Raw genomic sequence first — 26341 nt, forward strand, 5'->3', positions numbered from 1 at the left:
GGGCAGGCATGATGGACAAGGATCAATTGCTGCAGACAGCGCTCGACACCATCACCCACCTGAATGCCAGGCTGGAGGAGGTCGCCTTGCGAAGTGCAGTAAGGCGTGGCGAGATTGCCATTATCGGCATGGCCTGCCGGTTTCCGGGGGCCGATACCCTGCCGCAGTTCTGGGATCGGTTGCTGGCGCGTTATGATGCGATCAGCCATTATCCGCGCGCGCGGCTGGCCTTGTTGGGTGAAGAGGAGGAGGCGCTGGAGGAGATCCATGGCGGCTATCTGGACGATATCGATCTTTTCGATCCCGCGCTCTTTCATCTCTCCCCCCGCGAGGCAAAATGCATGGATCCCCAGCAGCGTCTGCTGCTGATGGCCACGCATCAGGCGCTTGAGGATGCTGGCATCCGCGAGGCGCCGAATTTCCGCAGGACCGGCGTGTTCATCTCCCACTATGCCAGCCAGTATCTGGCGATGGATCGTGAGCGCAATGCCGAAAACGCCTTGTTCATGGCCACGGGCAATGCCGCCTCCATCTCCGCTAACCGCATTTCCTATCATTACGATCTGGAGGGGCCGAGCCTGGTCGTCGACACGGCCTGCTCTTCATCCCTGGCAGGCCTTGATCTCGCCTGCCGGTATCTCAGGGACGGGCGGATCGATTATGCGCTGGTGGGGGCGGTGAGCCTCAACCTCAACCGCGAAGGCACCCGCATGTTGCAGCATGCCAACATGCTCTCGCCGGATGGCCGCTGCAAAACCTTCGACAGCCGCGCCAATGGTTATGTGCCGGGCGAAGGCGTCGGCATGATCGTCCTCACCCGCGCCGGTCTCGGCGAGGAACTGCCCCGGAAAGCCTATGCCGTCATCAAGGCCTGCCATATCAACCATGACGGCCGCAGCAACGGGCTGACCGCGCCCAACGGGTTTGCTCAGGAGGCGGTGATCAAAACCGCTTGCCGCGAGGCCGGAATTTCTCCGACGGAACTCAGCTATGTCGAAACCCACGGCACAGGCACCTATCTGGGCGACCCGGTGGAAATCGAGGCTCTGGGCAACGCCGTAGGCCGTGACCGCAATGGCCGGCCACCCTGCATTCTGGGGTGCCTGAAGACCAATATCGGCCATCTGGAGCCCGCAGCCGGCATTGCCGGTATCATCAAGGCAGCTCTCTGCATCCAGCAGGGAAAGGTGCCGGGAAACAATCACCTGCAGACCGTCAACCCATTGCTGAACATTGATCGTTACGGCTTTCTGCTGCCGCAACAGACTGTCGATTGGCTGGGCGAGGACAGGCTTGCGGGGATAAGCTCCTTCGGCTTTGGCGGGGTCAACGGCTTTGCCATTCTGGCGGGTCCGGGTGAGCGGGAAGGCCCTGATCTGAAAGACTATCCGGTTGCCAGCCTCAATCTCAAATCCTATTGGCTGAGCCCGGCCCGTACAAAGGAGGTGATGTCGCAAAGGCAAGCCTTTCCGGCCTATCGCCGTCTGGAAACACCCACGGAACTGTTTCGCGCCTCTTTTCTGATCGAGAAGGGGGACCTCAAGGGCATAGAGGATACCGGCAATTTCCATATCGGTTTCTATCTGGAGGCGCTTACCAAGATTTTTGCCGGGGAATTGGGCTTCGATAGCCTGCATGTGGAGGAGATCGCGTTTCTGCAACCGCTTCAGCTTTCCCGGCAGACGGAGACGGAAATTCAGGTTCTCGTGCAGCAAGAAGGGCAAGGCTACCGGGCCGATATCCACTTCCGCTATGGCGGGGCAAAGCCGGTCTGGGGCCTTGCGGCCAGGGCGAAGATCGCCGGACCTGTCTCCGGAAAGGCGCCGATTCATGCCGCCGCCGAGCACGGCGTTGCCCGGAAGGAGATGGGTGAGGCCGAATTCTATCGTCTCTATGAGGGCATGGGAATGCCAGGCAGGGGCTTTGTCCGGGCCGTGCGCACCGCCCGCTTTTATGAGACGGAAGCGTTGTCACAGCTTGAACTTTCCTTCGATCCGGCAGCCTATCGCCTCGGTGCACATCCCGGTTTTCTCGATGCGGTGGTGCAGCCCGCTTTCCTCATGCTCGATCCACTAGCCACGGCGCCCTACATGACGACGGTGCTTAGAGACGTCACCATCCATGCGCCCGTGTCGCCAAAGCACACCTACACGCTCAGAAACCGCATTCTTTCCGTGGCCGATGATCAGGCCCGGCGGTTTAGCGCCTCGTGGAGCCTGCATGACGAAGACGGCGTCGTTTCCATTGCCTGCGGTTCTGCCGAGCTTGTGCGGATTGCCGGGAAACCGGATCTCGACCCTGTGCCGGAGGAGGGGGAGCCCGGGCCGGAAACGTTGTTGCGTTTCATTGCCGAGCGGCTGGAGGCAAGCCCGGAGCAGATACGGCGCAATGTGCCTCTGCCGGAACTCGGCATGGATTCGCTGATGATGATGAAGTTGCGTGCCTTGCTTGACCAATTCGGCAAGCCTGTGCCGCATCTCTTCGATGTGACCGTCAACGACCTTCTCGGGCTTTTCGATCCCGCAGCCGGACCGAAAGCCGATGTGATGGCGGTGGAGAAGGACTATCAGCCCTATGTTCGCTATATCCGCCGAGAGCTTCAGCCTTTTTCCCGCAGCAAGGGGCGCTGGCTGCGCGGCGAGGCAAGGCCCGGCGCCGGGCTTCGGCTTTACTGCTTCGCTTATGGGCATATGTCTGCCACAAGCGTGTTCCGCAATTGGGTCCAACAGTTTCCCGGGGATATCGAGATTGTTCCCGTGGAGCTTCCCGGCCATGGTGACCGTGTGGCGGAGCGTCCCTTTCAGACGGCGAATGAGATCGCCGAGGTTCTCACGGATCTGGTGAAAGCGGATCTTCACAAGCCCTATGCCATTTTTGGCCACAGCTCCGGCGCGCTGATTGCCTATGCCTGGGCCTTGCATCTCCAGAAAAACCAGCTGCCGCTGCCGCAAAAGCTGATTGTCAGCGCCTTTACCTGCCCGACGATCACACCCAATCCGGTCATAGCTTCAGCATTGCAAACCTATCGCGAAGCAGGCATCGAAACGATGCCGCGCCTCTCGGATATTCTCGATCCGGCCAAGGCGGATTTGACGGCCAAGGTGATCGGTCTTTATCATAACAAGACACGGGACATAGGGCTGGTGGAGCTCTCGCCTGACCTGGTGGCCGGACAATTGCATGGGATCGTTTCCATCATGAATGTTGTTGGCAGTTTTGATCCCGCCGTCATCGAACCTTTGCCCGTGCCACTTTTTGCTTTTCATGGTCAGGGCGATAGAGAGGTTTCACTTGCCGACATGCAGGCCTGGCGGATACTAGCAGCCGGGGATTTTTCCCTCTCGACTTTTCCGGGCGATCACCTCTTTCTCCATCCGGATCAAAGTGAAGCCAAGGTCATGGCGTGTCTTCGGGATATACTGCATGGATGATTTTCTGTTCGGGGCCGGTTATGTCGACTGGTTCGGCAATCGGGATGTGTCGCTGTTCCAGACGGGGTTCAACCAGGATCACTATCGGGAAAGCCTGATCCGCAGCGTCGGCGAAGGCTATGGCGCCTTTATCGAAAAGGCCGTGGTCAAACGCAAATCCGAGTTTCTGGCAGGCCGATATTGTGCACATCGCGCCCTGGAAGCCTTCGATATCGCGCCTCACCTGATCGGCATCGGCGAGGGGCGCAGTCCTCTGTGGCCGGACGGCGTGGTGGGGTCGATCAGCCACTGCCACGGCTATGCCATCGCGGCGGCGGCAAGGAAGGACTCGCTTCTTTCGGTAGGGCTGGATGTTGAGGATATCGTCGCCCCCGAAACTCAGCGCAAGCTTTCCAAATCGATCATGAATGACGATGAACTCTTTCTGCTTCAGCAGGATGCGCCGCCGGAAATGGTGTTTACCCTGATCTTTTCGGTCAAGGAGAGTTTCTTCAAGGCCGCCTATCCGTTTGTGAAGGCCTATTTCGGTTTTGAGGCCATGTCGGTGACTGGGATCGACTGGCAAGGCGAACGACTTGCCTTTCGCGTCAACGCCGATCTCGCGGACGCTTTCCGGCGCGGCATGATGCTGACGGCGCGGTTCAAGCCCTTGGATCGGCGCATATTGACCTATTTCAGTATGGGTCGAGACGACGAGGCCTTTAGGCATCTGGTGAAAAAACCGGGTTGACGGTGCTGAAAATGCAAGCACTGGTCGTTTTGAGGGATTGGTATTGAAAGTGAGTTGATGTCTTGATGCGGGTTTTTGCCTTGTCCGATCTTCATCTGGATTATGAGGAAAACAGAACATGGCTGACGGGGCTTTCCGATCAGGATTACCGGTCCGACTGGTTGATCTTTGCCGGAGATATTTCGGATGATGTGAAGCTGGCCGAGGCCTGTTTCGCGGCCCTGTCCTCCAAATTCGCAAGGGTGTTTTTCGTCCCCGGAAATCATGATCTCTGGGTGCGCCGGGACGAGGGGGTAAACTCGCTCGACAAGTTTCACGCCATGCTGAAGCTTGCCGGAGACCACGGCCTGCTGACAGAGCCGCATCGCGAGGCCGGAGTGACCGTTGCGCCGCTCTTTGGCTGGTATGACTATTCCTTCGGCGCTCCCGGCGCGCAATTGCTGCAAAGCTGGATGGATTACCGCGCCTGCCTCTGGCCCGATGCCATGACTCCGAGGCAGGTGACGGAGTATTTCCTGCGGCTGAACGAGGAGGCGTTTCAGCGATTCGCCGCCAGAGAGGGAGGAGAGGGGCTTGCCGCGCCGCAGGACAACGACGTGGTGATTTCCTTTTCCCATTTCGTGCCCAGACTGGACGTGATGCCGTCCTATATCTCGCCGAAATTTCACTTTATCTACCCGGTTCTCGGCAGTTCGGCCCTGGATGGCCAGGCCCGGCAATGGCAGGCTCAGCGCCGCCTGCATGTTTACGGTCACAGCCATGTCAACCGCAGTGTTGTGATCGACAATATCCACTACGTCAACAACGCCTTCGGCTATCCTTCGGAGTACAGGATCTGCCGAAAGCAACTCTTCTGTATTTATGACGGCGTTACGCATTCGAGCGCTTTTCGATCTGATTAAATCAGATCGGCGCTCTAACATTTTATTTTTTGAAGCATAATTTTATCGATCCTCGTTTCACTCCGGTCGAATTATGCTCTAGACCGCCTGAAACTTAAAATTTTTAGATGAAGCAAGCTCCAGCAATAAACGGAGGTTTCGATGAAGACATTTCTCTTTCCCGGTCAGGGATCCCAAGCCAAGGGCATGGGCGGCGAGCTTTTCGACAGATTTCACTCCCTGACGGCAAAGGCCGACAATATTCTTGGCTATTCGATCAAGACGCTGTGCCTCGACAATCCCGAGCGAAAACTGAACGAAACCCAGTTTACCCAGCCGGCGCTTTACGTGGTCAATGCCCTCTCCTACTTCCGCAAGCTGGAAGACGGGGCGGCCCGGCCTGATTATGTCGCCGGGCATAGTCTTGGCGAATATAATGCGCTGCTGGCGGCGGAGTGCTTCGATTTCGAAACCGGACTGCGACTGGTCAAGAAGCGTGGGGAGCTGATGGCAAAAGCGCCCGAAGGGCGCATGGCCGCCATCATGAATGCCAGTCGCGAGCAGGTGGAGGCCATTCTGAGAGATAACGGCCTCGCGAATGTCGATGTGGCCAATTACAACACGCCGAAGCAGATGGTGATTTCCGGCAATGCGGATGAGGTACAGCGGGCACAATCCCTCTTCCAGCAGGGGGAGACGATGTATTTTCCGCTGAACACCAGTGGTGCCTTCCACTCGCGCCTCATGCTGGCCGCAAGCGAAGAGTTCCGAACCTTCCTCAATGGCTTCCGGTTTGCTGCCCCCACCATTCCGGTGATTGCCAATACCACGGCGCGTCCCTACCGCGATGGCGAAGTTGCCGCCAATCTTGCCGCCCAGCTTGCCGGAAGCGTGCTGTGGTCGGATGGGATCCAGTATCTGATGGGGCTTGGTGTGTCCGGCGACGAAATGGTCTTCGAGGAAATCGGCCATGGCGAGGTGCTCACCAAGATGCTGCGCCATATCCCCAAGCCCAGTATGCCCAGCATTCGTGAGGATAGAGAGCTTCAGCCCGGCCCCTCAGAACCTGTCAGGACCGCACCGCAACCTGTGCCACAAAACGCCGAGGACATCGTCCGGGCCTGGAATGCCCGCTATCCCATCGGCACCCGGGTTCGGTGCAGCCAGCATGATTATGGCGACCTCGAAACCCGCACCGAAGCCATCACGCTCTTCGGGCACCGCGCGGCGATCTACATGAAGGGCTATAATGGTTATTTCGATCTGACCGAAATCGTGCCGATCTAGAGCATTTCCAGGAAAAGTGTATTTACGGTTTTTCGTCCGGACATGCGTAAAAATAAAAGCGAGGCCTGAGCCATGCGAAAGCCCGTGGTTTTCATGTTTTCGGGGCAGGGCTCGCAGTCCTTTCAAATGGGCCGCGAGCTTTATGATCACCATCCCCGCTTCCGGCTGTGGATGGACCTGTGCGACCGACTGGTGGAGGAGGCAACGGGCCGCTCTCTGCTGTCGGTGCTGTTTGAAAAAGATCGTGCCGAGGTTTTCGACGATCTGCTCTTTACCAATCCGGCGCTGCTGTCGGTGGAGTTCTGTTTGGCGACGGTGCTTCAGGAGGCGGGCATTCACCCCGATTATCTGCTTGGCTACAGCCTCGGAGAGTTTACGGCTGCGGTGGTATCGGGCGTGCTGACACTGGAGGAAGGGATCGAACTCACGGTCGATCTGGCGCGTCTCATGCAGGCGAAAGCCTTGCCCGGTGGCATGCTGGCCATTCTCGCAGACGAGAGCCTGATGGCGACGCATCCGGAAGCCTTTGCCGGATTGCCGGTGGCGGGGCGTAATTTTGCGACCAATTTCGTGGTAAGTGGTGACGCCGAAAAAATATCAGCCCTCCAAAACACTCTTGCCACACTCGGTGTCCCCACCCAGCGGCTGGCGGTTCGATACGGCTTTCATGCTCCCGTCATTGAACCATTGGAGGAAGATTTTCTAAGCCTTGCCAAACGCTTTAATTATTTACCACCTCGGATACCGTTGATTTCCGCCTGTATAACGGAACCGATAGACCAGTTTGATGAGTTACATCTGTGGCACGCGATCCTGAAGCCTGTGGACTTTCAGATCACTATTGAGCAAATGATCAATCAGAAGGCTTTTCTCTTCATAGATGCCGGGCCCAGTGGCAACTTGGCGACGGCGGTCAAGTATATTTTGCCAAAGGACAGCGATTCGGGTTTCCTTCAAACGTTAAATCCGTACGGGTGCGATTGCGAAGCCCTCGAGAAGGTTATTACAGGGTATCAAGATTAGTTTTTCTTCGAAGCTTTTATGACCTGCGAAGCAAAGATCGAACTCTGGAAAATCCAGTTGCTCGCTTCTTCCATCTAGAGCATTTCCAGGAAAATTGGAATCCGGTTTTCCGTCCGGAAATGCTTAAAAACAAAGATTTAGAGTGTTTCAGTGTTTCCGTGAAACATTGAAACACTCTAATACCAAGGCTCGAAGATGCTAACGCATCCTCGCCTTGAAGAAATTTCGAATATCTCAACTGCATCAGAGGCTTGAGATATTCGAAACGGGAATACGAAGAGTTATTTTCAATGACTCTTCGTATAAGTGGACGATGCTCCGATCAAAAGTAGCGAACCTCTTCGGCCTTGGTGCTCAGCGGATCCTTGCCGCGTTTGCTGAGCCAGGAATAGACCGGCGGAACGCGATCGGCGATGGATTCCACATGGATATCGATCAGGCAGGGGCCTTGCGTATGGGCGAACGCCTCGGCCAGAGCCACGTCAAGCTCCTTTGCGTTCTTCGCCGTCCAGGCCTTCACGTCGAAGGCTTCCGCAATTGCCTGGCCTTTAGGCGGCATGAAGTCCACTCCGAAGCACTGATTATGGCCTTTCAGCCGATGTAGACCCTTGATCCAGCCGAAGGTGCCGTTGTTGAACAGCAGCAGAATGGCGGGCACCTGCAGGCGCACAAGCGTTTCCAGTTCCCCGACGCTCATGCCGAAAGAACCATCTCCGAACATGCCAATCGGCCGGCGCTCCTTGTCGGCGAACCAGGCACCGACGGTGGCGGGCAAAGCCGAGCCAAGACCACCAAAGGCGCGCGGTATGGCAAAGCGCGTGCTCCGATCCCTGAGCTTCAGGAAGCGCGTCATATGCGGGGTAGGGGTGCCGGCATCGGAATAGATGTGCGCGGGCTTGCCATAGGCTTCCAATGCCTCGTTGAAGCAGCGCACCGCCCGTTCGGGGCGTAGCGGCGTTGACTCGGAATTGAGCAGCGCTTCCGCATTTTCCCAGAAATCGGCGCGCAGGCCGTTCAGTTCATCCACCCAGTCTTGCGTGCGGGCCGCATTGCTATCCTCCGGCGCCATGGCGATCAGTTTTTCCAGAACCAGCCGCGCATCGCCCTGCACGGACACAACGTTCTCGTAATTGTTGGCCATGATCTCCGGGTCGATGTCGATTTGCGCCACCCGCTTGTTCAGCGTGATCTTCGGGAAGGTCCAGCCGATGGTGACCACGCTGCCCATTCGAGAGCCGACGAAGAGAACGAAATCGGCATGTTCCAGCGCCCAGTTGGCGTGCGGATGGAAGCCGTTGTCGCCGATGACGCCGACAGCAAGTCTGTGGTCGTCCGGCATCGTACCCTGGCCGGTCATCGTGGTGCAGACCGGAATATTCAGCTTTTCCGCCAAAGCCGTGACTTCCGGTCCGGCGCAGGATCGGTTGACGCCACCGCCGGAGACGATCAACGGTCGCTTCGAGGATGTCAGGAGATCCAGAACGGTCTCCAGCTTTCCCGGAGCCGGAAGCGTCGGATAGGCCGGGAACTGTTTGCACTCGGCCTCGACGTGCAGCGAAACGCGGGCAGGATCGACTTCGGCCAGCAGCATGTCTTCCGGGATCTGTAGATGCACGGCACCTGGCTTCCCGGAGCAGGCAACGCGGAAGGCGCGGCGGATGATTTCCGGCAGCTTTTCAGCGCTTTTCACCTGCACGGACATTTTGGTAATGGGGTCGAACAGGCGGGCGCAATCGAGTTCCGTCAGCACGCCGCGTCCTTCGCCGGGCAGCGGAATGTCAATGGTCAGCAGGATGACGGGCACGGAGGAGGAGTTGGACTCAGCCACCGGCGGCAGGGAATACATGGCACCGGCGCCCGATGGGCATTCGAACACCCCTGGTTTGCGGGTGAAGCGGCCATAGGCGTCTGCCATGTAACCCGCAGAGCGCTCGTCACGCGCCATGACGTGGCGGATCTTGCCCTCGTTCTCTTGCAGGGCTTCGTAGAATGGAACGTTGGTATCACCCGGTACGCCGAAAATCACTTCGACGCCGTAGCCAATCAACATGTCGACAAGGATATCTGCACCGCGCACGGCAATCTCCTGGTTATGTGAGTTGAGAATGTCACGCAATGTGACAATGAGTTTGGGCTGAGCCTTCGATGGACAGAACCGGCAAAATTTTTCTCCGCCCGGGTCCGCAATCTGTCATCACCGGAAGCGCTGCGGTAAAAAGGGTTCAAGATCGCGTTCCGGGGGCTTGTCGCTCACGAGATCCGCAGCGAGCCTTCCGGAGATCGGGCCTGAGGCAAAGCCGACATGACCGTGGCCAAAGGCGTAGATCACGTCTTTCGAGCAGGATGCCCTGCCAATCACCGGCCGGCCATCTGGTGTGGAGGGACGATGCCCCATCCAGCGATCGACCGGGATATCACGGGTTTCCGGTAAGCCGGCATAGGTTTTGCGTGCATGATCGAGAAGGATATCGACACGCTTCCAGTTGGGCGGGGTATCCAGGGTTGCCAGTTCCACCTGCCCGGAAAGACGAAGACCGTGGGCCGTCGGCGTGTTGGCCATCTTGCCGTCGCTTGGCATGACAGGGTGCTTGGGCCCATTGACCGGTGCAGCGATCACGCCGTGATAGCCGCGTTCGGATTCCAGTGGAATGCGGTCTCCGGCCAACCGTGCCAACGCTTTCGACCAGACTCCGGCCGTGACCACGGTGCACTCACAGACAATTTCTCCCTGGTCGGTCTCGACCGCTTCCAGTCTTTCGCTTTTGAGGCGGAAGCTTGTGGCCTTTGTCCTGATGAGGCGGGCGCCATGTTTGACCGCTTCCGAGACAAGGGCAGACACATAGAGGCCTGGATCGGTGCAATGGGCACCGGCCTCGGCCAGTATACCGAAGCGATAATGAGTGGACAGCGCAGGCTCGCGGGTCCGCAGGCTCTGTTCATCCAACTCCTGCCATTCGAGCCCCGTGATCCGACGCAAATGCCAGGCGAGTTTCTCCGCCTCGAAGGCTGAGCGATCGGGATAGGCATAAAGCAGCCCCTCGCGTCTTATAAGCTGCGGAGTTCCAATACTCTTTGCGAGCGCTATGTGTCTTTCCGGGCTGTCCTTCAAGATCGTGGCGAGCGCCTTGGCCGTTTTTTCGACGCGTGGCAAGGTTGCACCGGCGAGCAGGAACCGGCTCAGCCACGGAAGAAGCTGGAAGATATTCGCCCAGCGGATGACGAGCGGGCCATTTGGATTGAGAAGATAACCCGGAACCTGTTTCCAAAGACCCGGCATGGACATGGGAACGACGGAAGCAGGGCTGATCCAGCATCCATGGCCATAGCTCGCGGCCTGTCGCCCGCCCGGTTCACCCGGTTCGATAATCGTGACCTGATGGCCATCGCCCAGCAGTTCGAGAGCGGTACACGCTCCAACAATGCCGGCACCTATGACTGTAACATGCATGTGTGGCCCCTTATCAAGTGCCATTCGTTTACGAGCAGGCAATGCATCTCCCGCGTCCGGTCAGCGACAGGACGAGATGGAGACGCAGCCGTGTTGTGTGTCGTCGGGAGGCGAACCGTAGGAGGCACGCATCCCGATCCGGTGTTTAGTTCAAGCCACCGTGGAAATGACTGAGAAAGGCCTGGGTTGCAGGCTCTTTCGGGTGGTCGATCACCTGCCGGGCTTCCCCTTCTTCCACCACGCATCCATCACGCATGAAGATCACCCTGTCCGCCACATCTCTCGCAAAGGCCATTTCGTGCGTGACCAGCAGCATTGTCATCCCTTCTGCTGCCAGCGAGCGGATGACGGACAGGACCTCTCCCACCAGTTCGGGATCGAGTGCCGATGTCGCTTCATCGAACAGCATGACCTCCGGTTTCATGGCCAAGGCACGTGCGATGGCGACACGTTGCTTCTGTCCGCCGGAAAGGCTGTCCGGATGCGCCGTTGCCTTGTCGGCAAGCCCGACTTTCGTAAGGAGGTCATGGGCAATGGCCTTTGCGTCAGCCTTCGGCGTGCGCAACACCGTCACAGGCCCCTCCATCACATTCTGCTCCACCGTCATGTGCGGAAACAGATTGAAGCTCTGGAATACCATCCCCGTGCGTGCGCGAAACGATGCCAGTTCCTTGTCGCCTGGCAAGTTGCGGGTTGTCGAGAAGTCGATGGCCTGGCTGCCGACCCGGATGAAACCCTTTTCCGGAACCGTCAGAAGATTGACACTGCGCAGCAGGGTCGACTTGCCGGAACCGCTCGGCCCGATGAGAGCAACAACATCACCTCTCTTCACATTGAGCGTGATGTCCTTGAGCACCGGGAAGTCGCCGAAAGACTTCTGGACACCGATCAGTTCAATCATGGTATCGTTGGTCATGTGGTGAACTTCCGCGCGAGGTCAGTGGCCGCTGCGCGCTTCAAGCCGGTGGGCGAAGCGGGTCAGGGGGAACAGGAGAATGAAGTAGATGACCGCAATCATCGTATAGGTTTCCAGCGGTCGATAGCTGGAGGAGGTGATCAGCTGGCCTTGGTACAACAGGTCAGGCACCGCCAGGACAGAGAGCAGAGAGGTGTTCTTCAACTGGAGTACCGTCTGGTTCATCAGCGGCGGAACCATACGACGAAACGCCTGCGGCAGAATGATCCGCGCCATTAGCTGATGCCTGCGCATGCCGAGTGCGCGCCCTGCATCCCACTGGCCGAGATCGACCGAAATGATGCCACCCCGGATGATTTCGCCGAAGAAGGAGCCGCCGTAGAGCGTTAGCGTCACGAAGGCCGCGGCGCCCGCCGACAGCTCGATCCCTGTCAGCATCGGCAGCGCGTAATAGCACCACACCAGTTGGACCAGCACCGGCGTGCAGCGAAAAATCTCGGTGAATCCGATGACGAGCGCATGAACAACACGAAGGCCGGATAGACGTGCAAATGCTATGAAGCAGCCGAGAGCCAGACCCGACAAGGCCGTTCCGACCGTAAAGCCGATGGTGTAGAGAACACCGGTCCAGATCAGGCCCTTGTATTGAAGCAGGAACCCGAAGTCCCATTGATACTGCATCGTTGAACCCCTTTTATTCTTGTATATGGCGTCAAACGTCGGGCTGGCTTGAATGCAGCCATTTGCCGAGAGTCAGAATATCGAAGACCGGAAGTCCGAACGTCCGGGAGATGCCCGAGGAGAATGGCGGCAGGTTCGTGCACTCGAAGACCAAGGCTCCGATATTGGAATGATGCTGAAGCAGATCCTCGACGGTCATGGCCAATTCGTCCGCCAAAGCCTGTGCATTGTATTGCATACCCCCTTCGATCAAGCCGTGAAAAGCGCCTCCGCTCGGCAATCCCGCGATAGGCGGAATGTCATTGACGCCGACCTCCTGGAAATGTCTCTCTGTCAAGGATGCCCGGTCATAGGTAATGACACCCACCGTTTTGCCCTTCGGCAGCGTCAGTGACAGTGACGGGATCTGCAGAAGGCTCGAGGTGGCGACCGGGACCGCCAAACGCGCGGAAAGCTGCGATTGGCGAAGTGCTAAAAATCCACATGAAGTGGTTAGCGCAAACGCACCTTCGGACACGAGTTCCTGCCCTGCTGCAATGAACGCCTCCAGCAGATCATCATCTTGTCCGGAGACCACCTTGCGGGCGACAGCGCCCTCTACCCGTTTGTAAAGCACGCGAAACGGCCAGCTTGCTGCATTACCAACGTCACCAACGGGACGCTCGAATGCCGTATCGAGCATCAAGATACCGAGCGGTCTTGTCATTTTTTCCACCATGAGGAAGGACCGCCGCCCTATTTAATCTGCGGCTACGGTCGAAGACGGGTCGGGGTGATCACACCTCCCGCAGCAGTCAGAACTGGAGATCGGCAGGAATGTCCTGCTTCTGCACGCCGACCAGCGCCAGACTGGAGGTAATCCAATCGGTTACCACGCCAGAGGAACGATTATATTCCAGCCAGTTATCCACGAAGGTGCGGAAACGTGTGCTATCTTCGGCGCGCACGCCAGCGCAGGTGGGCTGTCGTACGATCGGCCCGGGTATAACGATCTTGCCGACATTCGGGTTTTTCTTGACCGTGACGAGAGACAGCATCGCCACTTGAATGACTGCATCAGCGCGACCGGACTGCACCGCAAGGGTTGCTTCATCCGGCGTCTTCAGTGCCACAAGCGTTGCCTTGGGCAGAATGCGGCGTGCAAAGAGATCGTGGGTAGAGCCGATATCGACGGCGATGCGGATTTCTGGTTTGTTCAACTCTTCCCACGTTTTCGGTTCGAGACCGGGTTTCGCGATGAGCGTAAAGGTGTTCTGCATGACGGGACGCGTGAATTCGACCACCAGCGCACGCGACGGCGTTGGGCTCAGGCCGAACATGATGTCGATCTTGTTCGACTGAAGGTCAAGGACGGCATTGCCCCAGGTGGTCTCGCTGATTTCCACCTCGGCTTCCAGCGACTTTGCGAGGTCACGGGCCATGCTCATACAAAAGCCGGTCCATTCGCCCGTTGCAATGTCCTTATGATAATAGGGTTCCGTTCCCACGATGCCCGCAACACGCAGCTTTTTGGAGCTGCGGACTTTGTCGAAGGTTGAGCTTGTGGCCTGCTGGGCAATCGCCGGTGAGGCGAGAGCCGTCGCGGCAGCACCAGCGCTGGCAAGACCGAGAAAGCCTGCAAATTCACGTCTATTCATGTCAAACCCCTCATTGTTTATTTATGTCTTCATGCGCTCAGATCCGCTGCGGGCTCCCAGTAGCCAGTGCGAATGCCGTGTCATATCGTCGTGCCCTTGTCAGAGCATTTATTATCAACAATCGATTGACCGGGGAAAGTTTGCTGCATCTTGCTGTCCGAGGGAAATTGCGAATACTCCGGCATGCATGAGTTTTTATCATGATGGGACGTTGCCCGATGCGCCGCTATCTGCCTTCACTTTCTGCCCTGCATGCTTTCGAGGCGGCTGCGCGCTACATGAACTTCACGCGAGCCGCCGACGATCTTGGATTGACGCAGAGCGGAATTAGCCGGCAGATCCGTAATCTCGAAGAGTTTCTTGGTGCGACGCTCTTCCATCGATCCGGCCCAAGGCTCGTGTTGACAGAGACTGGTGCCAATTACTACCGAAACCTCGCACTCACATTGGATCGGCTGGAAGAGATCTCCATCGATGCCGTGCGTGGACGGAGCGTAGACTCCTCACTGATGATCGGCACGCATCCGACGCTCGCCTCCCGCTGGCTGCCGGAGCGGCTTGGAGCTTTTATCGGTTCATACCCCGACATTCCGCTCGAGGTCATGCCGGCGATGCCATCGACAGATTTCGAGACAACACAGCTCGATGTCGCCATTCTGCGTGGTGTGGGAACCTGGCTTCACGCCCGTTCGATTGAACTGTTTCCCGAAGTGCTGGCGGTTGTCGCGTCCCCCGCGCTCATTCCCCCGGGCAGCAAGCTGGATCCATTGCAGTTCGCGGAGTTCCCCCTCTTGCAGAATGCCGGGCGTCCGAGCCTGTGGCTCAACTGGCTGCGGCTGGCGAAACTCTCCTACAGCGGTCGCATTCAGGGGACACGCTTTGCCCATCATGAAATGATCATCAATGCGGCGATCCACGGCCTTGGCCTCGCCGTCGTGCCGACCTTCTATATCCGGCAGGAGGTCGCGAATGGCCAGCTTCACATGCCCTTCGGCGAGCCGGTGCAGTCGGATGACTCCTATTATTTAGTCTATCCCGAGCGGAAATTTCATAATCCCAATGTCATTGTCTTCCGTGACTGGCTGCTTCGTAGTCTTCGAAAAGCGTAGCAGAAATAGTGCAATAGTAAAGGCAGTTTGTGGACAGACGTTCGAAGCCCTCACATCAGGATTTTTTTTCATTTTTTCATTCGAGTGGCATCGAATTTATTGTTACTTGTGAATAATTTTATCTTTAAATCGGAATCGATTTAAAGATAAAATTATGCAGCGGATATAAAGCGCTACAGAGAACCTTTGTGCGCCATATATGGCGCACGGCGCTGTAGGCGGCTCCACGGTCTGAGCCGGTGGCAGTTATTGGCCCGGTTCCACCACCCCCGGGTTCACCGAGAATGCGGATGACACGCCGTTGTTGCTCGGTCAGATCATGGGCAGCCAGCATCGGCGAAATGGGTCATCACGGCTTCGCGCGCCGCAGCCAATCCTGCAATGATTGGCTGCGGCGCGCAGTTGAATAAAGTCACGCCCATACGTTTGGCCGCTTGACAAGCAGGTTAATTAATTTAACATGTTAAATATAAACGGCGGGAGGAGCCATGCCGCATTTTACCTTCGATTATTCGGCCAATCTTGAGGGAGTGGTCGACATGAGGGCGCTTTCGCGCCTCATTCACGAGACGATGATGCAGACCGAACTGTTCGAGCTCGGTGCCGTCCGGGTGCGCGGTTTTCGTACCGACGTCTATGCCGTTGCCGACCTTTTGGCGGAAAACGCCTTCATCGACATGTCGTTGCGCATTGGCAAAGGCCGCAGCGACGCCGACAAGAAGCGGGTCGGCGAGACGATCTTTGCCGCCGTTTCCGCCTTCCTTTCCGAGCGCTTTGAGACGCCGCATTTCATGCTCTCGCTCGAAATCCGCGAGATCGACGCCGAGTTGAGCTGGAAGAAGAACGCCATTCACCCGAGGCTTCGCCAGAAAGCGATCTGACCTTTTCATCCCAACGGACATTGCGTCGCGACCGGAAAAGGCGCGGGCCATTTTCATGGAGAACATCATGTCCACCTTTCAAGACAATCTTGCCAGGGCCGAGGCCTATCTCAGGAAGTTCCAGGGCGGTGTGAAGAACCGTATCGGCGGCGAAGACTGTGACGCGCTGGACGGCAGCAGTTTCGAAACCATCTCACCGGTCGATCTGAAGGTGCTGGCGAAGGTGGCGCAGGGTAAGGCCGCCGACATCGACCTCGCGGCACGGGCTGCGAAGGATGCCTTTGCCGAGTGGGCGGCGATGCCGGGTGAAGCGCGAAAGAAGCTCTTGCACAAGATTGCCGATGCCATCGTTGCGCGGTCGGAGGAAATTGCATTCGTCGAATGCATGGATACCGGACAATCGCTGAAATTCATGGCCAAGGCCGCCCTGCGTGGTGCGGAAAACTTCCGGTTTTTCGCAGACCGGGCGCCTGAGGCGCGGGATGGCAGGTCCCTGCGCGCGCCGGGCCAGGTCAATATGACGACCCGTGTTCCGATCGGTCCGGTGGGTGTAATCACGCCCTGGAACACGCCTTTCATGCTGTCCACCTGGAAGATTGCACCAGCGCTGGCCGCCGGTTGCACCATCGTTCACAAACCTGCCGAATTTTCGCCGCTGACGGCGCGGTTGTTGGTGGAGATTGCCGAAGAGGCGGGATTGCCGAAGGGTGTCTGGAACCTCGTTAACGGTCTGGGCGAAGATGCGGGCAAGGCATTGACCGAACATCCGCTGATCAAGGCCATTGGCTTTGTCGGTGAAAGCCGCACCGGCTCGATGATCATGAAACAGGGTGCCGATACGCTGAAGCGGGTGCATTTCGAGCTTGGCGGCAAAAACCCGGTCGTGGTGTTTGCCGATGCCGATCTGGAGCGTGCCGCCGACGCTGCCGTCTTCATGATCTACTCGCTGAATGGTGAACGCTGCACCTCTTCTTCCCGCCTGCTGGTGGAAGAGGGCATCTATGACAGGTTCACCGCCCTGGTTGCCGAAAAGGCCAAGCGCATCAAGGTCGGTCATCCGCTCGATCCGGAAACGGTCGTCGGCCCGCTGATCCATCCGGTGCACGAGAAGAAGGTGCTGCACTATATCGAGATCGGCCGTTCCGAAGGCGCTAAAGTGGCCGCAGGTGGCGAGAAATTCGCCGGTCCCGGCGGTGGCTGCTATGTCTCTCCCACCCTGTTTACCGGCGCCAACAACCGGATGCGCATCGCCCAGGAAGAGATTTTCGGGCCGGTGCTGACCGCCATTCCCTTCAAGGACGAGGATGAGGCGCTGGCGCTGGTCAATGACGTCCAATATGGGCTGACCGGCTATCTCTGGACTGCGGATGTCACCCGCGCCTTCCGTTTCACCGACCAGATGGAAGCAGGAATGATCTGGGTGAATTCGGAAAATGTTCGCCATTTGCCGACCCCGTTCGGCGGCGTCAAGAATTCCGGGATCGGCCGCGACGGCGGCGACTGGTCCTTCGATTTCTACATGGAAACCAAGAATATCGCATTCGCGACCAAGCCGCACGCCATTCAGAAGCTGGGCGGTTGATCGATCTATCCGGAGGAGACCAAGACATGCCCGTGCCCACACCAAACCTTCATCCGCCCTTCAACATCCTTCGCCTGAGCCATGTCGAGTTCGGTGTGAAAGATCTTGCCCGGTCGCGCGCCTTTTATGTCGATACGCTTGGCCTGCAGGTGACCGACGAGGACAAGGATGCGATCTATCTGCGCGCCATGGAAGAGCGCGGTCATCATTGCATCGTGCTGCGCCAGAGCACGGAATCGGTGGCCCGCGACCTTGGCTTCAAGGTGTTTTCCGAGGAGGATCTCGATAAGGCGGAGCATTTCTTCAAAGCCAGGGGTCTGCCGGTGGAATGGGTCGAGCGGCCCTATCAGTCGCGCACCTTCCGCACCCGCGATCCGCATGGCACGCCGCTGGAATTCTATTCCAGGATGGACCGCCTGCCGCCGATCCACCAGCAATATGCGCTTTATCGGGGCGTCAAGCCGCTGCGGATCGATCATTTCAACTGCTTCTCACCGGATGTCGATGCCTCTGTCGCCTTCTACAACGAGCTTGGCTTTCGGGTGACGGAATATACGGAAGACGAGGAAAGCGGTAAGCTCTGGGCGGCCTGGACACACCGCAAGGGCGGCGTCCATGATATCGCCTTCACCAATGGCACGGGTCCGCGCCTGCATCACACGGCCTTCTGGGTGCCGACCCCGCTCAACATCATCGATCTTCTCGACCTGATGTCCACCACCGGCTGGGTCGCCAATATCGAGCGCGGACCGGGCCGCCACGGCATTTCCAACGCCTTCTTCCTCTACATTCTCGATCCGGATGGCCACCGTATCGAGATCTACTGCTCGGATTACCAGACGGTCGATCCCGATCTGGAGCCGATCAAGTGGGATCTGAAAGACCCGCAGCGCCAGACGCTCTGGGGGGCGCCTGCTCCCCGATCATGGTTCGAGCATGGCAGCCTGTTTGAGGGCGTTGGTCCGAAGGCGTCCGCCCTTACGGCCCAGCCGATCATCGCGCCCTGAGCGTCGTCAGCACGATGGGTCGCTGCCAGCGACCCCTCTTTCCGCCAGAAGGAGTTGCACCATGTCCCATCCACGGTTTTTAGGTTTCAGCCGGTCTGACGGCAGCAAGGGTTACGGCCTGGTCAGCGGTGACGGAGTCATCGATCTTTCGGCCCGTCATGGCGCGCGCTATCCGACCCTGCGAGAGGTGATCGAGGCGGATGCGCTCGTGCAACTGGCGCGGGACCATGCGGATCAAGCACCGGATATCGCGCTATCGGAGGTGACATTCGAGATCCCGATCCCCGCGCCGGAAAAGATCATCTGCGTCGGGGTGAATTTTCCCGACCGCAACGAGGAATACAAGGATGGGCAGGCGGCGCCTTCCAATCCCTCGCTGTTCATCCGCTTTCCCCGTTCCTTTACCGGGCACGGCCAGCCGCTGATCCGGCCCCCGGAAAGCCCGCAACTCGATTATGAAGGCGAGATCGTTATCGTGATCGGCAAGCAGGGCCGCCGCATCAGCGAGGTGGATGCGCTTTCCCATATCGCGGCGCTGTCGCTCTGCAACGAAGGCACGATCCGCGACTGGGTGCGCCATGCGAAATTCAACGTCACCCAGGGCAAGAATTTCGACCGCACCGGCTCGATCGGCCCCTGGCTCGTTCCCTTCACCGATGAAAGCCAGTTGACCGATATCAAGCTGGAAACCCGCGTCAATGGCGAGGTGCGCCAGTTCGACCGCACGAGCCGGATGATTTTCTCCTTTCGCAAGATCATCAATTACATCTCCACCTTCACCACGCTGGTGCCGGGTGATGTCATCGTCTGTGGCACCCCGACCGGGGCTGGTGCGCGCTTCGATCCGCCGATCTGGCTGAAGCCGGGTGATGTGGTCGAGGTCAAGGCCGAAGGTCTCGGCATCCTCAGCAACACCATCGAAGACGAGGCATGACATGTTGAGCCCCGAGCAGATTGAAGCCGCAGCGGTAAAGCTTGACGAGGCAGAGCGGACCCGCATCCAAACCGGCCTGTTGTCGCTCGCCCATCCCGGTTTCGGCATGGACGATGCCTATGCCATTCAGGGTGCCTGGGTGAAGAAGAAGATTGCCGCCGGGCGCAGGGTGATCGGCTGGAAGATCGGGCTGACGTCGAAGGCCATGCAATATGCACTGAACATCGACATCCCAGACTCCGGCGTGTTGTTCGACGACATGGTGTTCGAGGACGGAGCGACCGTGCCGAAGGATCGCTTCATCCAGCCGCGCATCGAGGCGGAGATTGCCTTTATCATGAAGGCTCCGCTGAAAGGACCGGGTGTAACGGTGTTCGACGTGCTGAACGCTACCGATTACGTGACGCCTGCGCTGGAAATTCTCGACACCCGCATTCTGCGGGTCGATCCGGAGACTAAAAAGACCCGGACCGTGTTCGATACCATCTCGGATAATGCCGCCAATGCGGGCATCGTCACCGGCGGACGCGCCGTGCGGCCGGACCAGATCGACATGCGCTGGATGGGGGCGATTGTTTCCCGCAATGCCGAGGTCGAGGAAACCGGTCTGGGCGCCGGGGTGCTCAACCAACCGGCGCGCGGCATTGCCTGGCTCGCCAATCGGTTGGCGCAGTATGGCGATGGCATCGAGGCAGGGCAGATCGTATTGGCGGGCTCTTTCATCCGGCCCATAGAAGCACGGCACGGCGATACGATCCTGGGTGATTTCGGGCCTTACGGCTCGGTCAGCCTCTATTTTGAATAGGGAAAAAGCAATGCCCGCACCGCGCAATCTCTTCAAGCAGGGTCTGAGGGAAGGCCGCCTGCAAATCGGTCTCTGGCAGGCACTGGGCAGCCCGAACACGGTGGAAATCTGCGCCGGCGTTGGTTACGACTGGCTGCTGCTCGATGCCGAACACGGGCCGAGCGATGTGCCGCGTCTGGCCGAGCAATTGCGCGCCATGCGCGGCTCTGCCTCGCAGGCCATCATCCGTCCGCCGGTCGGCGAGACCTGGATGGTCAAGCAGATGCTCGACATCGGTGCGCAGACCCTGCTGATCCCGATGGTGCATGATGCTGAAACCGCTGCTGCCATGGTAAGCGCCGTGCGTTATCCGCCGCATGGGATGCGTGGCGTGGGAGCGGCGCTTGCGCGGGCCTCCGATTTCAACCGTATTACAGATTATCTGCCTACCGCCAATGACGAGATCTGCCTGCTGGTGCAGGCGGAAAGCAGGGTGGCGGTCGATAACCTCGAAGCGATTTGCGCGGTGGATGGTGTGGATGGCATTTTCATTGGCCCTGCCGATCTTGCAGCCGATATGGGCCATCTCGGCAGGCCAGGCGCCCCGGAGGTGGTCAGCGTCGTGGAGGCGGCCATCGCCCGCATCACCGCCTGCGGCAAGGCGGCAGGCATTCTGATCGGCGATCTGGGCCTTGCCCGGCGCTACGCCGATCTGGGTGCAAGCTTTGTCGGCATCGGCAATGATGTCGGCCTTCTGGCAAATGGAGCGGCCAAGCTGCTGAAGGATTTTCGCGAAGCGCAGCCTGCTGTACCTGCGGGCAATGTAGGGGTCTATTGAGGAAGGACACGTTTTGTCCGACTGTTGTGGACAGACGTGCGGTCATCGACATGCGCAATGTCTGCCGGGATAAAGCGGAAAGTATGACCAGTGAAGCTTGAGAGGTTTTCGGATCTGGTGCTCAGATTGACGGCGTCTGCCGTCGATATGTCGCCGGCTGATTTCCGCCAGCGCATGGTCGCCTTGCTGGGAGAGGCTGTCGATTTCGACGCAGCCTGGTGGGGCTGGTCTTCCTTTGCCGGAAACAAGGTCAACATCGTCAATTCCGGTCGCTATCGAATGCCCCCGGAATTCGAGGCCGCAGCCAAAGCCGTCGCGCCCATTGATCCCTTCATTCGCCATGGCCGCAATCTTCCGGTCTTTGCGCTCACGCTGACACCGAGGGAGGCGGCGGTTTCCGAAGACTATCTGGCTTTTTCAGAGCGTTTCGGCATTGCCACAATGATGAATGGTCACTGCCGTCTCGATCAGTCCTCGGCCTATCATTTCTTCATGTCGATTTATCGCGGGCCGGAGCGCCCGGTTTTTGAAACGCAGGATGCCGCCAACTTCGAGATCATCCTGCGTCATCTCGAGCAGGGTCTGTCGCTGTCGGTCCGCACCGAGCTTCGCGCTCGCGCCGGACGAAACGGCGAAGCGGCCCTTTTCGATGAGGATGTGCAGATTGTGCGCGCAACCCCCGGTTTCGATGCCATGCTGGAGACGGAAGGTCTTTCCAGTCGGCGGGCGGCAGCGCTTTTGAAGCAGATTGTGCGACAGGGTGGCCACCATCGCGGTCGAAATCTCGTGCTGGAGGCCGAAACCTACAAGCCCGGATTGACCTTCGTGCGCTTGGCTCGGCTGGCCCTTTGGCATCGCCTGTCCGTTCAGGAACGCCGTGTGGCGGAAAAGCTGATCGCTGGTGCGTCAGCACGACAGATCTCCGAAGCCTTCGGCGTATCCTCCAACACTGTGCGTAATCAGATCGCCTCAATATATCGTAGGCTGGAGGTCAAAACCAGAATTGAGCTTTTGCAGCGGCTTTCAGGCGAAACATAGTAGGTTTGCACCATATCTGTTGCGCTGATTCCGATCAAAACTTCCCCTAACAAAAGATAAAGTCAGGGGAATGACAAAGATGGGATATCAACAAGACTGCACATCGTCGTAGCGTATGAGCGGCTTTGCGGCCTATCCGCTCGCAGGTAAACCGCCTGGAAAGCGTTGATTGCGGTGTGCAAGCCTGTTCGGCCGCAGTCGGACGGGTAACGGCAGCTTATGACCTTCCATCGCTGCACCGCTGTTGCGTGTGCCTTTCCGCGCGCTTGCGCAGACAGTCTTTGCCGTCCCGATTTTACCCCGTGAGCATGGACGGCGTCGAGCGATTACGCTTGTCCTGAAATAAGTTCAACAACATAAAGGGGAATGTTTCATGTCGCTTAAGTTGTATAATCTTTCGCCCGGCTTGCTGCTGGCCATTGTCGTGCATGCGGCCGTCGCGCCCGTGGTCTTGCTGACGGCACCTGCCATGGCGGCGCAATATGGCGGGCAGTTCGGATTCGGGGCGGGTCAGATCGGCTTCCTGTTTTCCACTGAGCTCGCCGCCATGAGCCTTGCCACGCTTCCGGCCTATTATTGGCAAAAGCGCTGGAACTGGAAAAACGTGGCGCTTGCCGCAACGCTTTTGTTCATTGCGGCCAATATCGCCTCTGCCTTTGCAACGAGCTATGTTTCGCTGCTGATCCTACGCTTTCTGTCCGCCTTCGGCGGAGGAACACTGATGGTACTTGGTCTCGCAAGCGTTGTTCTCAGCAATCAGCGGGATCGGGTTTACGGATTATGGGTCTGTGGGCAGCTGGTGATCGGTGCCATCGGCCTCTGGGTTCTTCCGGGACTTTTTCAGCGCTACGGCCTGTCTGTTCTCTATGTCGGCCTCGCCGCGCTCATGACGCTGGCATTGCCACTGGCGCGCTGCTACCCCGCCAATCTGGAGCGTAAGGATGACCTACGGCGCAAGCAAACGTCTGCGGCAGTGCGCAAGCGTGCGGCCATCAGCATTCTGGGATTGTTGAGTTTCTATATCGGCCTCAGCGGTGTTTGGACCTTTATTGGCTCGATTGCCAGTGCCGCCGGGATCGACGCAGCGAAGACCGGCGAACTGCTGTCGATAGCCACCATTTTTGGCATTGTCGGCTCGCTGGCGGCCACCGGCATCGGCAGCCGCATTGCGCGCAGCGTCTCACTCCTGGCCGGTTACGCCATCATGACCGGCTCTATCCTGCTGCTTTTCGATAGGCCGGAATTTTTGCGCTTTGCCATCGCGGCTTGCGCTTTCAAGTTCGTCTGGACCTTCGTTCTACCCTTCATTCTGGGTACGATTTCCGATCAGGATCAAGACGGCCGGTTGATGAATACCGCCAATCTTGCCGTCGGCGGCGGTCTGGCCATCGGGCCAGCGGTTGCCGGGCAAATTCTTGAGGCGGGCGGCGGGTTTTCGACGATGCTCGGCTTCAGCGCTATCGCCACCGTTCTTTCCTGTGCAGGCATATTTGCCGCCCACCTTTCCCAGACAAAAAACACTGTTGCCGAGAAAGTACCCGCATGACACGTCGTACCGCATTCTATACCGATGAACTGACATTCTGGCATCACAGCGGGCCGCATGTCGTGACACTGCCAGCCGGGGGCTGGGTTCAGGTTCCCAATGGAGCAGGCCTGGCGGAGTCTCCCGAAAGCAAGCGCCGGTTGAAAAACCTGCTGACTGTGTCGGGGCTTGAGACGAAGCTGATTGTTCGAACCGCGCCGCCGCTCGAAAGGGAGGATCTGCTGCGGGTTCATCCTGCCGCCTATCTCGATGGCTTGAAGGAATTGAGCGATCTCGGCCACGGCTACGCCGGACCGTCTGCGCCCATCGGCCCCGGAAGCTATGAAATTGCCTGCCTTTCGGCGGGCCTTGCCACCGCCGCGCTGGACGCCGTTGTCATGGGCGAGATTGACAATGCCTATTCCCTGTCACGCCCACCGGGGCATCATTGCCTGCCCGATCAGGCTATGGGCTTCTGCTTTCTGGCCAATATCGCCCTTGCTATCGAAACCGTGAAGGCCCGGCGCGGGCTCGGCCGGGTTGCGGTTGTCGATTGGGATGTGCATCACGGCAACGGCACCCAGAAGATCTATGAGGAGAGAGGGGACGTGCTGACCATCTCGCTTCACCAGGAAAACTGCTTTCCACCCGGCTATTCAGGGGTGGAGGACAGAGGGATTGGCGCAGGCCTTGGCACGAATATCAACATTCCGCTTCCGGCGGGCTCCGGCCACACCACCTATCTTCGGGCGCTGGAGACAATCGTGGTGCCGGCGCTCGAAAGCTTCCGGCCTGAGGTTATCATCGTCGCCTGTGGTTTCGATGCCAGCGCTCTGGACCCCTTGGCGCGTATGCAGCTTCACAGCGACTCCTACAGGGAGATGATCCGTCTCATGCGCCAAGCGGCAGAGCGGCTGTGCGGTGGCAAGCTGCTTGCCGTCCACGAAGGTGGCTATTCCGAAGCTTACGTACCCTTTTGCGGCCTCGCGACCATCGAGGAAATGTCGGGCCATCGCACCGAGGTCATCGATCCGCTGCTCGACTTCATGATACTGCAACAGCCGGGAGAAAAAACGCAGGCGAGTCAGGATAACTGGGTGGACGATCTCGCCAAACTATTTGCATGAGTCATCCGTGAGAGTCTGTCAGGTTCAGAACCAGACAGCTCTCGCTTTTCTTGATTTCGTTTGTCTTTCCGGGAAACCGGCAACCACTTTTCCCTGACACACCCAATGCTGATAGTCCTCGCGAACACGATGATGTCTGGAAGGATCTTGTCCGTGTGGCCCTGAATCTTTTATGCCAAGGCTCGAAGATGCGTCAGCCTCCTCGCCTTGAAGAGATTTCGAATATCTCAAATGCATCAGGGACTTGAGATATTCGAAAATGGAATACGAACTGCCATCTTCAATGACCCTTCGTATTACGCCGCCGCCATTCGCAAAATGTGGTGACAGTTTTGTAAAAGCCTGTTTAGTTAACATGCGTATTATTGCGTTGCCCGGCTTTGGGAGGAGGCGGACATGTATCTGACGGGTCTTGAGGGGCGGATTCCGGCGCAATGGCCCCTGCTGGATTTCGATCTTTGGGCCAACACTCTGACGTCGATTTGCGGGCGTTTTCAGCCAAGACGGCGTGATCGCTGTGAGCGGGTGAAAGGCGGTGCGACGCGCTTTGACGCGGCGGGCATCGCGGTTGCACAAGTGGCCAATAATCTCGATCTCATTCGCCGCGATCCCGCCGATATCCGCGCCGATCAGGGCGACAGTCTGTTTCTGCTGCTGCAGATGGAAGGCAGCTGCGGCATTGAGCAATACGCACGGCAGGAAAGGTTGCATCCCGGCGATTGCATTCTGGTGGACGCGGCCCGGCCATCCATCTTTCATTTTGCCGGAAACTTTTCCAATCATCTCTCGGTGCATTTGCCACGGCAATTGCTGCTATCGGAGCGTAATGCCCGCATTGCGCTGACCCGCAAGATCGGGGCGAATGACCCGATGTCGGTCATGCTGGGGGCGCTGATTGCCAAAATGCTGACCACTGCCGAGGGGGATAGCCGGGCAGCGGATTTGCGCTCCCTTTTGTTCAGCGCCACGCGTCAGGCGTTCGCGGCCAATGGCACGGAGGATTTCGCTGTCCAGAGCGATACCAATCTTGGGCGGCGCGAACTTGTGGACATGCTGATCGACGAACATCTGACGGAAGATTATCTGACCCCGCAATGGTTGGCGGCCCGGCTGGGCCTGTCGCTGCGCACCCTTCAGGATGACATGGCCGCCCAGGGGCGCACCATCACAGGCCTTATCAAGCAAAAGCGATTGAGCCTCGCCCGCTCGAAGCTCGAGCAGATGCGCGGTATCCGCCATCCGGGCGCGATTGCCGATATCGCCCTTTCCGTCGGCTTCAACGACATCTCCTATTTCAATCGTTGCTTTCGTCAATTTTATGATTGCGCGCCAAAAGATGTGCTTCGGGGATAGAGTTTGTCAGGAAAAAAGGGAACACGGTTTTTCTGATCAGACAAACGAAAACCAACGAATCGCGGGCCCGTCTGGTTCCGTCTGAAGCTGACAGGCTCTGGTATGAAGAAGGGCTGAAGATGGCTCTTT

At 58.2% G+C, this 26341-nt stretch carries 22 protein-coding genes; 16 read left to right on the forward strand and 6 right to left on the reverse strand.

Annotated elements, in window-relative coordinates; genetic code table 11:
• Positions 1-8: 8 nt before the first annotated feature.
• The 5 genes from QO005_RS19715 to QO005_RS19735 all read left to right on the forward strand — a co-directional run bounded on the left by QO005_RS19715 (position 9) and on the right by QO005_RS19735 (position 7352).
• Positions 9-3431, forward strand: a complete 3423-nt coding sequence (locus tag QO005_RS19715) for an alpha/beta fold hydrolase (RefSeq protein ID WP_307159738.1) — start codon at positions 9-11, stop codon at positions 3429-3431.
• Positions 3424-4161, forward strand: coding sequence for a 4'-phosphopantetheinyl transferase family protein (locus QO005_RS19720; protein WP_307159739.1), 738 nt, complete (start codon positions 3424-3426; stop codon positions 4159-4161). Before QO005_RS19715 ends, QO005_RS19720 begins: the two co-directional genes overlap by 8 nt.
• Before the next feature lie 65 nt (positions 4162-4226).
• Complete coding sequence (locus tag QO005_RS19725; RefSeq protein ID WP_307159740.1) at positions 4227-5063, forward strand: metallophosphoesterase; 837 nt, start codon at positions 4227-4229, stop codon at positions 5061-5063.
• Positions 5064-5204: 141 nt separating this feature from the next.
• Positions 5205-6329 carry an ACP S-malonyltransferase gene (gene fabD, locus QO005_RS19730; protein WP_307159741.1) on the forward strand — a complete coding sequence of 375 codons (1125 nt, stop codon included), beginning with the start codon at positions 5205-5207 and terminating at the stop codon, positions 6327-6329.
• A gap of 72 nt (positions 6330-6401) precedes the next feature.
• The gene (locus tag QO005_RS19735; RefSeq protein WP_307159742.1) at positions 6402-7352 is read left to right on the forward strand and encodes an acyltransferase domain-containing protein; all 951 of its coding nucleotides are present in this window, start codon (positions 6402-6404) and stop codon (positions 7350-7352) included.
• A gap of 322 nt (positions 7353-7674) precedes the next feature.
• On the opposite strand, the gene QO005_RS19740 is transcribed toward QO005_RS19735, so the two are convergent.
• The 6 genes from QO005_RS19740 to QO005_RS19765 form a co-directional block, all read right to left on the reverse strand.
• The gene (locus tag QO005_RS19740; RefSeq protein WP_307159743.1) at positions 7675-9429 is read right to left on the reverse strand and encodes a thiamine pyrophosphate-binding protein; all 1755 of its coding nucleotides are present in this window, start codon (positions 9427-9429) and stop codon (positions 7675-7677) included.
• A gap of 117 nt (positions 9430-9546) precedes the next feature.
• Positions 9547-10800, reverse strand: a complete 1254-nt coding sequence (locus QO005_RS19745; RefSeq protein ID WP_307159744.1) for an NAD(P)/FAD-dependent oxidoreductase — start codon at positions 10798-10800, stop codon at positions 9547-9549.
• A gap of 145 nt (positions 10801-10945) precedes the next feature.
• Positions 10946-11716 (reverse strand): amino acid ABC transporter ATP-binding protein, encoded by a 771-nt coding sequence (locus tag QO005_RS19750; protein WP_307159745.1) that lies wholly within the window; start codon positions 11714-11716, stop codon positions 10946-10948.
• A gap of 21 nt (positions 11717-11737) precedes the next feature.
• On the reverse strand, positions 11738-12397 hold the full coding sequence (locus QO005_RS19755) for an amino acid ABC transporter permease (RefSeq protein ID WP_307159746.1): 660 nt from the start codon (positions 12395-12397) through the stop codon (positions 11738-11740).
• 31 nt (positions 12398-12428) lie between these two features.
• Positions 12429-13103 carry an aspartate/glutamate racemase family protein gene (locus tag QO005_RS19760; protein ID WP_307159747.1) on the reverse strand — a complete coding sequence of 225 codons (675 nt, stop codon included), beginning with the start codon at positions 13101-13103 and terminating at the stop codon, positions 12429-12431.
• An 88-nt stretch (positions 13104-13191) separates the two neighbouring features.
• Positions 13192-14034, reverse strand: coding sequence for a transporter substrate-binding domain-containing protein (locus QO005_RS19765; protein WP_307159748.1), 843 nt, complete (start codon positions 14032-14034; stop codon positions 13192-13194).
• A 218-nt stretch (positions 14035-14252) separates the two neighbouring features.
• Between QO005_RS19765 and QO005_RS19770 the strand changes: the two genes are divergently transcribed.
• The 11 genes from QO005_RS19770 to QO005_RS19820 all read left to right on the forward strand — a co-directional run bounded on the left by QO005_RS19770 (position 14253) and on the right by QO005_RS19820 (position 26212).
• Positions 14253-15143 (forward strand): LysR substrate-binding domain-containing protein, encoded by an 891-nt coding sequence (locus QO005_RS19770; RefSeq protein WP_307159749.1) that lies wholly within the window; start codon positions 14253-14255, stop codon positions 15141-15143.
• Positions 15144-15631: 488 nt separating this feature from the next.
• Positions 15632-16024, forward strand: coding sequence for a 5-carboxymethyl-2-hydroxymuconate Delta-isomerase (locus tag QO005_RS19775; RefSeq protein WP_307159750.1), 393 nt, complete (start codon positions 15632-15634; stop codon positions 16022-16024).
• A gap of 67 nt (positions 16025-16091) precedes the next feature.
• Positions 16092-17606, forward strand: coding sequence for a 5-carboxymethyl-2-hydroxymuconate semialdehyde dehydrogenase (gene hpaE, locus QO005_RS19780; protein WP_307159751.1), 1515 nt, complete (start codon positions 16092-16094; stop codon positions 17604-17606).
• 26 nt (positions 17607-17632) lie between these two features.
• A complete protein-coding gene (gene hpaD, locus QO005_RS19785) occupies positions 17633-18613 on the forward strand; it encodes a 3,4-dihydroxyphenylacetate 2,3-dioxygenase (protein ID WP_307159752.1) in 981 nt (326 codons plus the stop codon).
• 61 nt (positions 18614-18674) lie between these two features.
• Complete coding sequence (locus QO005_RS19790; RefSeq protein ID WP_307159753.1) at positions 18675-19547, forward strand: fumarylacetoacetate hydrolase family protein; 873 nt, start codon at positions 18675-18677, stop codon at positions 19545-19547.
• Position 19548: 1 nt separating this feature from the next.
• Positions 19549-20352 (forward strand): 2-oxo-hept-4-ene-1,7-dioate hydratase, encoded by an 804-nt coding sequence (gene hpaH / locus QO005_RS19795; RefSeq protein WP_307159754.1) that lies wholly within the window; start codon positions 19549-19551, stop codon positions 20350-20352.
• Between the two features lie 10 nt (positions 20353-20362).
• Positions 20363-21169: a 4-hydroxy-2-oxoheptanedioate aldolase gene (gene hpaI, locus QO005_RS19800; RefSeq protein WP_307159755.1), complete on the forward strand. Its 807-nt coding sequence runs from the start codon at positions 20363-20365 to the stop codon at positions 21167-21169.
• A 90-nt stretch (positions 21170-21259) separates the two neighbouring features.
• Positions 21260-22207 carry a response regulator transcription factor gene (locus QO005_RS19805; RefSeq protein WP_307159756.1) on the forward strand — a complete coding sequence of 316 codons (948 nt, stop codon included), beginning with the start codon at positions 21260-21262 and terminating at the stop codon, positions 22205-22207.
• Between the two features lie 373 nt (positions 22208-22580).
• Positions 22581-23753 carry an MFS transporter gene (locus tag QO005_RS19810; protein ID WP_307159757.1) on the forward strand — a complete coding sequence of 391 codons (1173 nt, stop codon included), beginning with the start codon at positions 22581-22583 and terminating at the stop codon, positions 23751-23753.
• Positions 23750-24859 (forward strand): histone deacetylase-like amidohydrolase, encoded by a 1110-nt coding sequence (locus QO005_RS19815; protein ID WP_307159758.1) that lies wholly within the window; start codon positions 23750-23752, stop codon positions 24857-24859. The genes QO005_RS19810 and QO005_RS19815 overlap by 4 nt, the downstream gene beginning before the upstream one ends.
• 396 nt (positions 24860-25255) lie before the next feature.
• The gene (locus QO005_RS19820; protein ID WP_307159759.1) at positions 25256-26212 is read left to right on the forward strand and encodes a helix-turn-helix domain-containing protein; all 957 of its coding nucleotides are present in this window, start codon (positions 25256-25258) and stop codon (positions 26210-26212) included.
• Positions 26213-26341: the final 129 nt, after the last annotated feature.

The sequence above is a fragment of the Allorhizobium paknamense genome, from assembly GCF_030815125.1.
Taxonomy (GTDB): Bacteria; Pseudomonadota; Alphaproteobacteria; order Rhizobiales; family Rhizobiaceae; genus Allorhizobium; species Allorhizobium paknamense.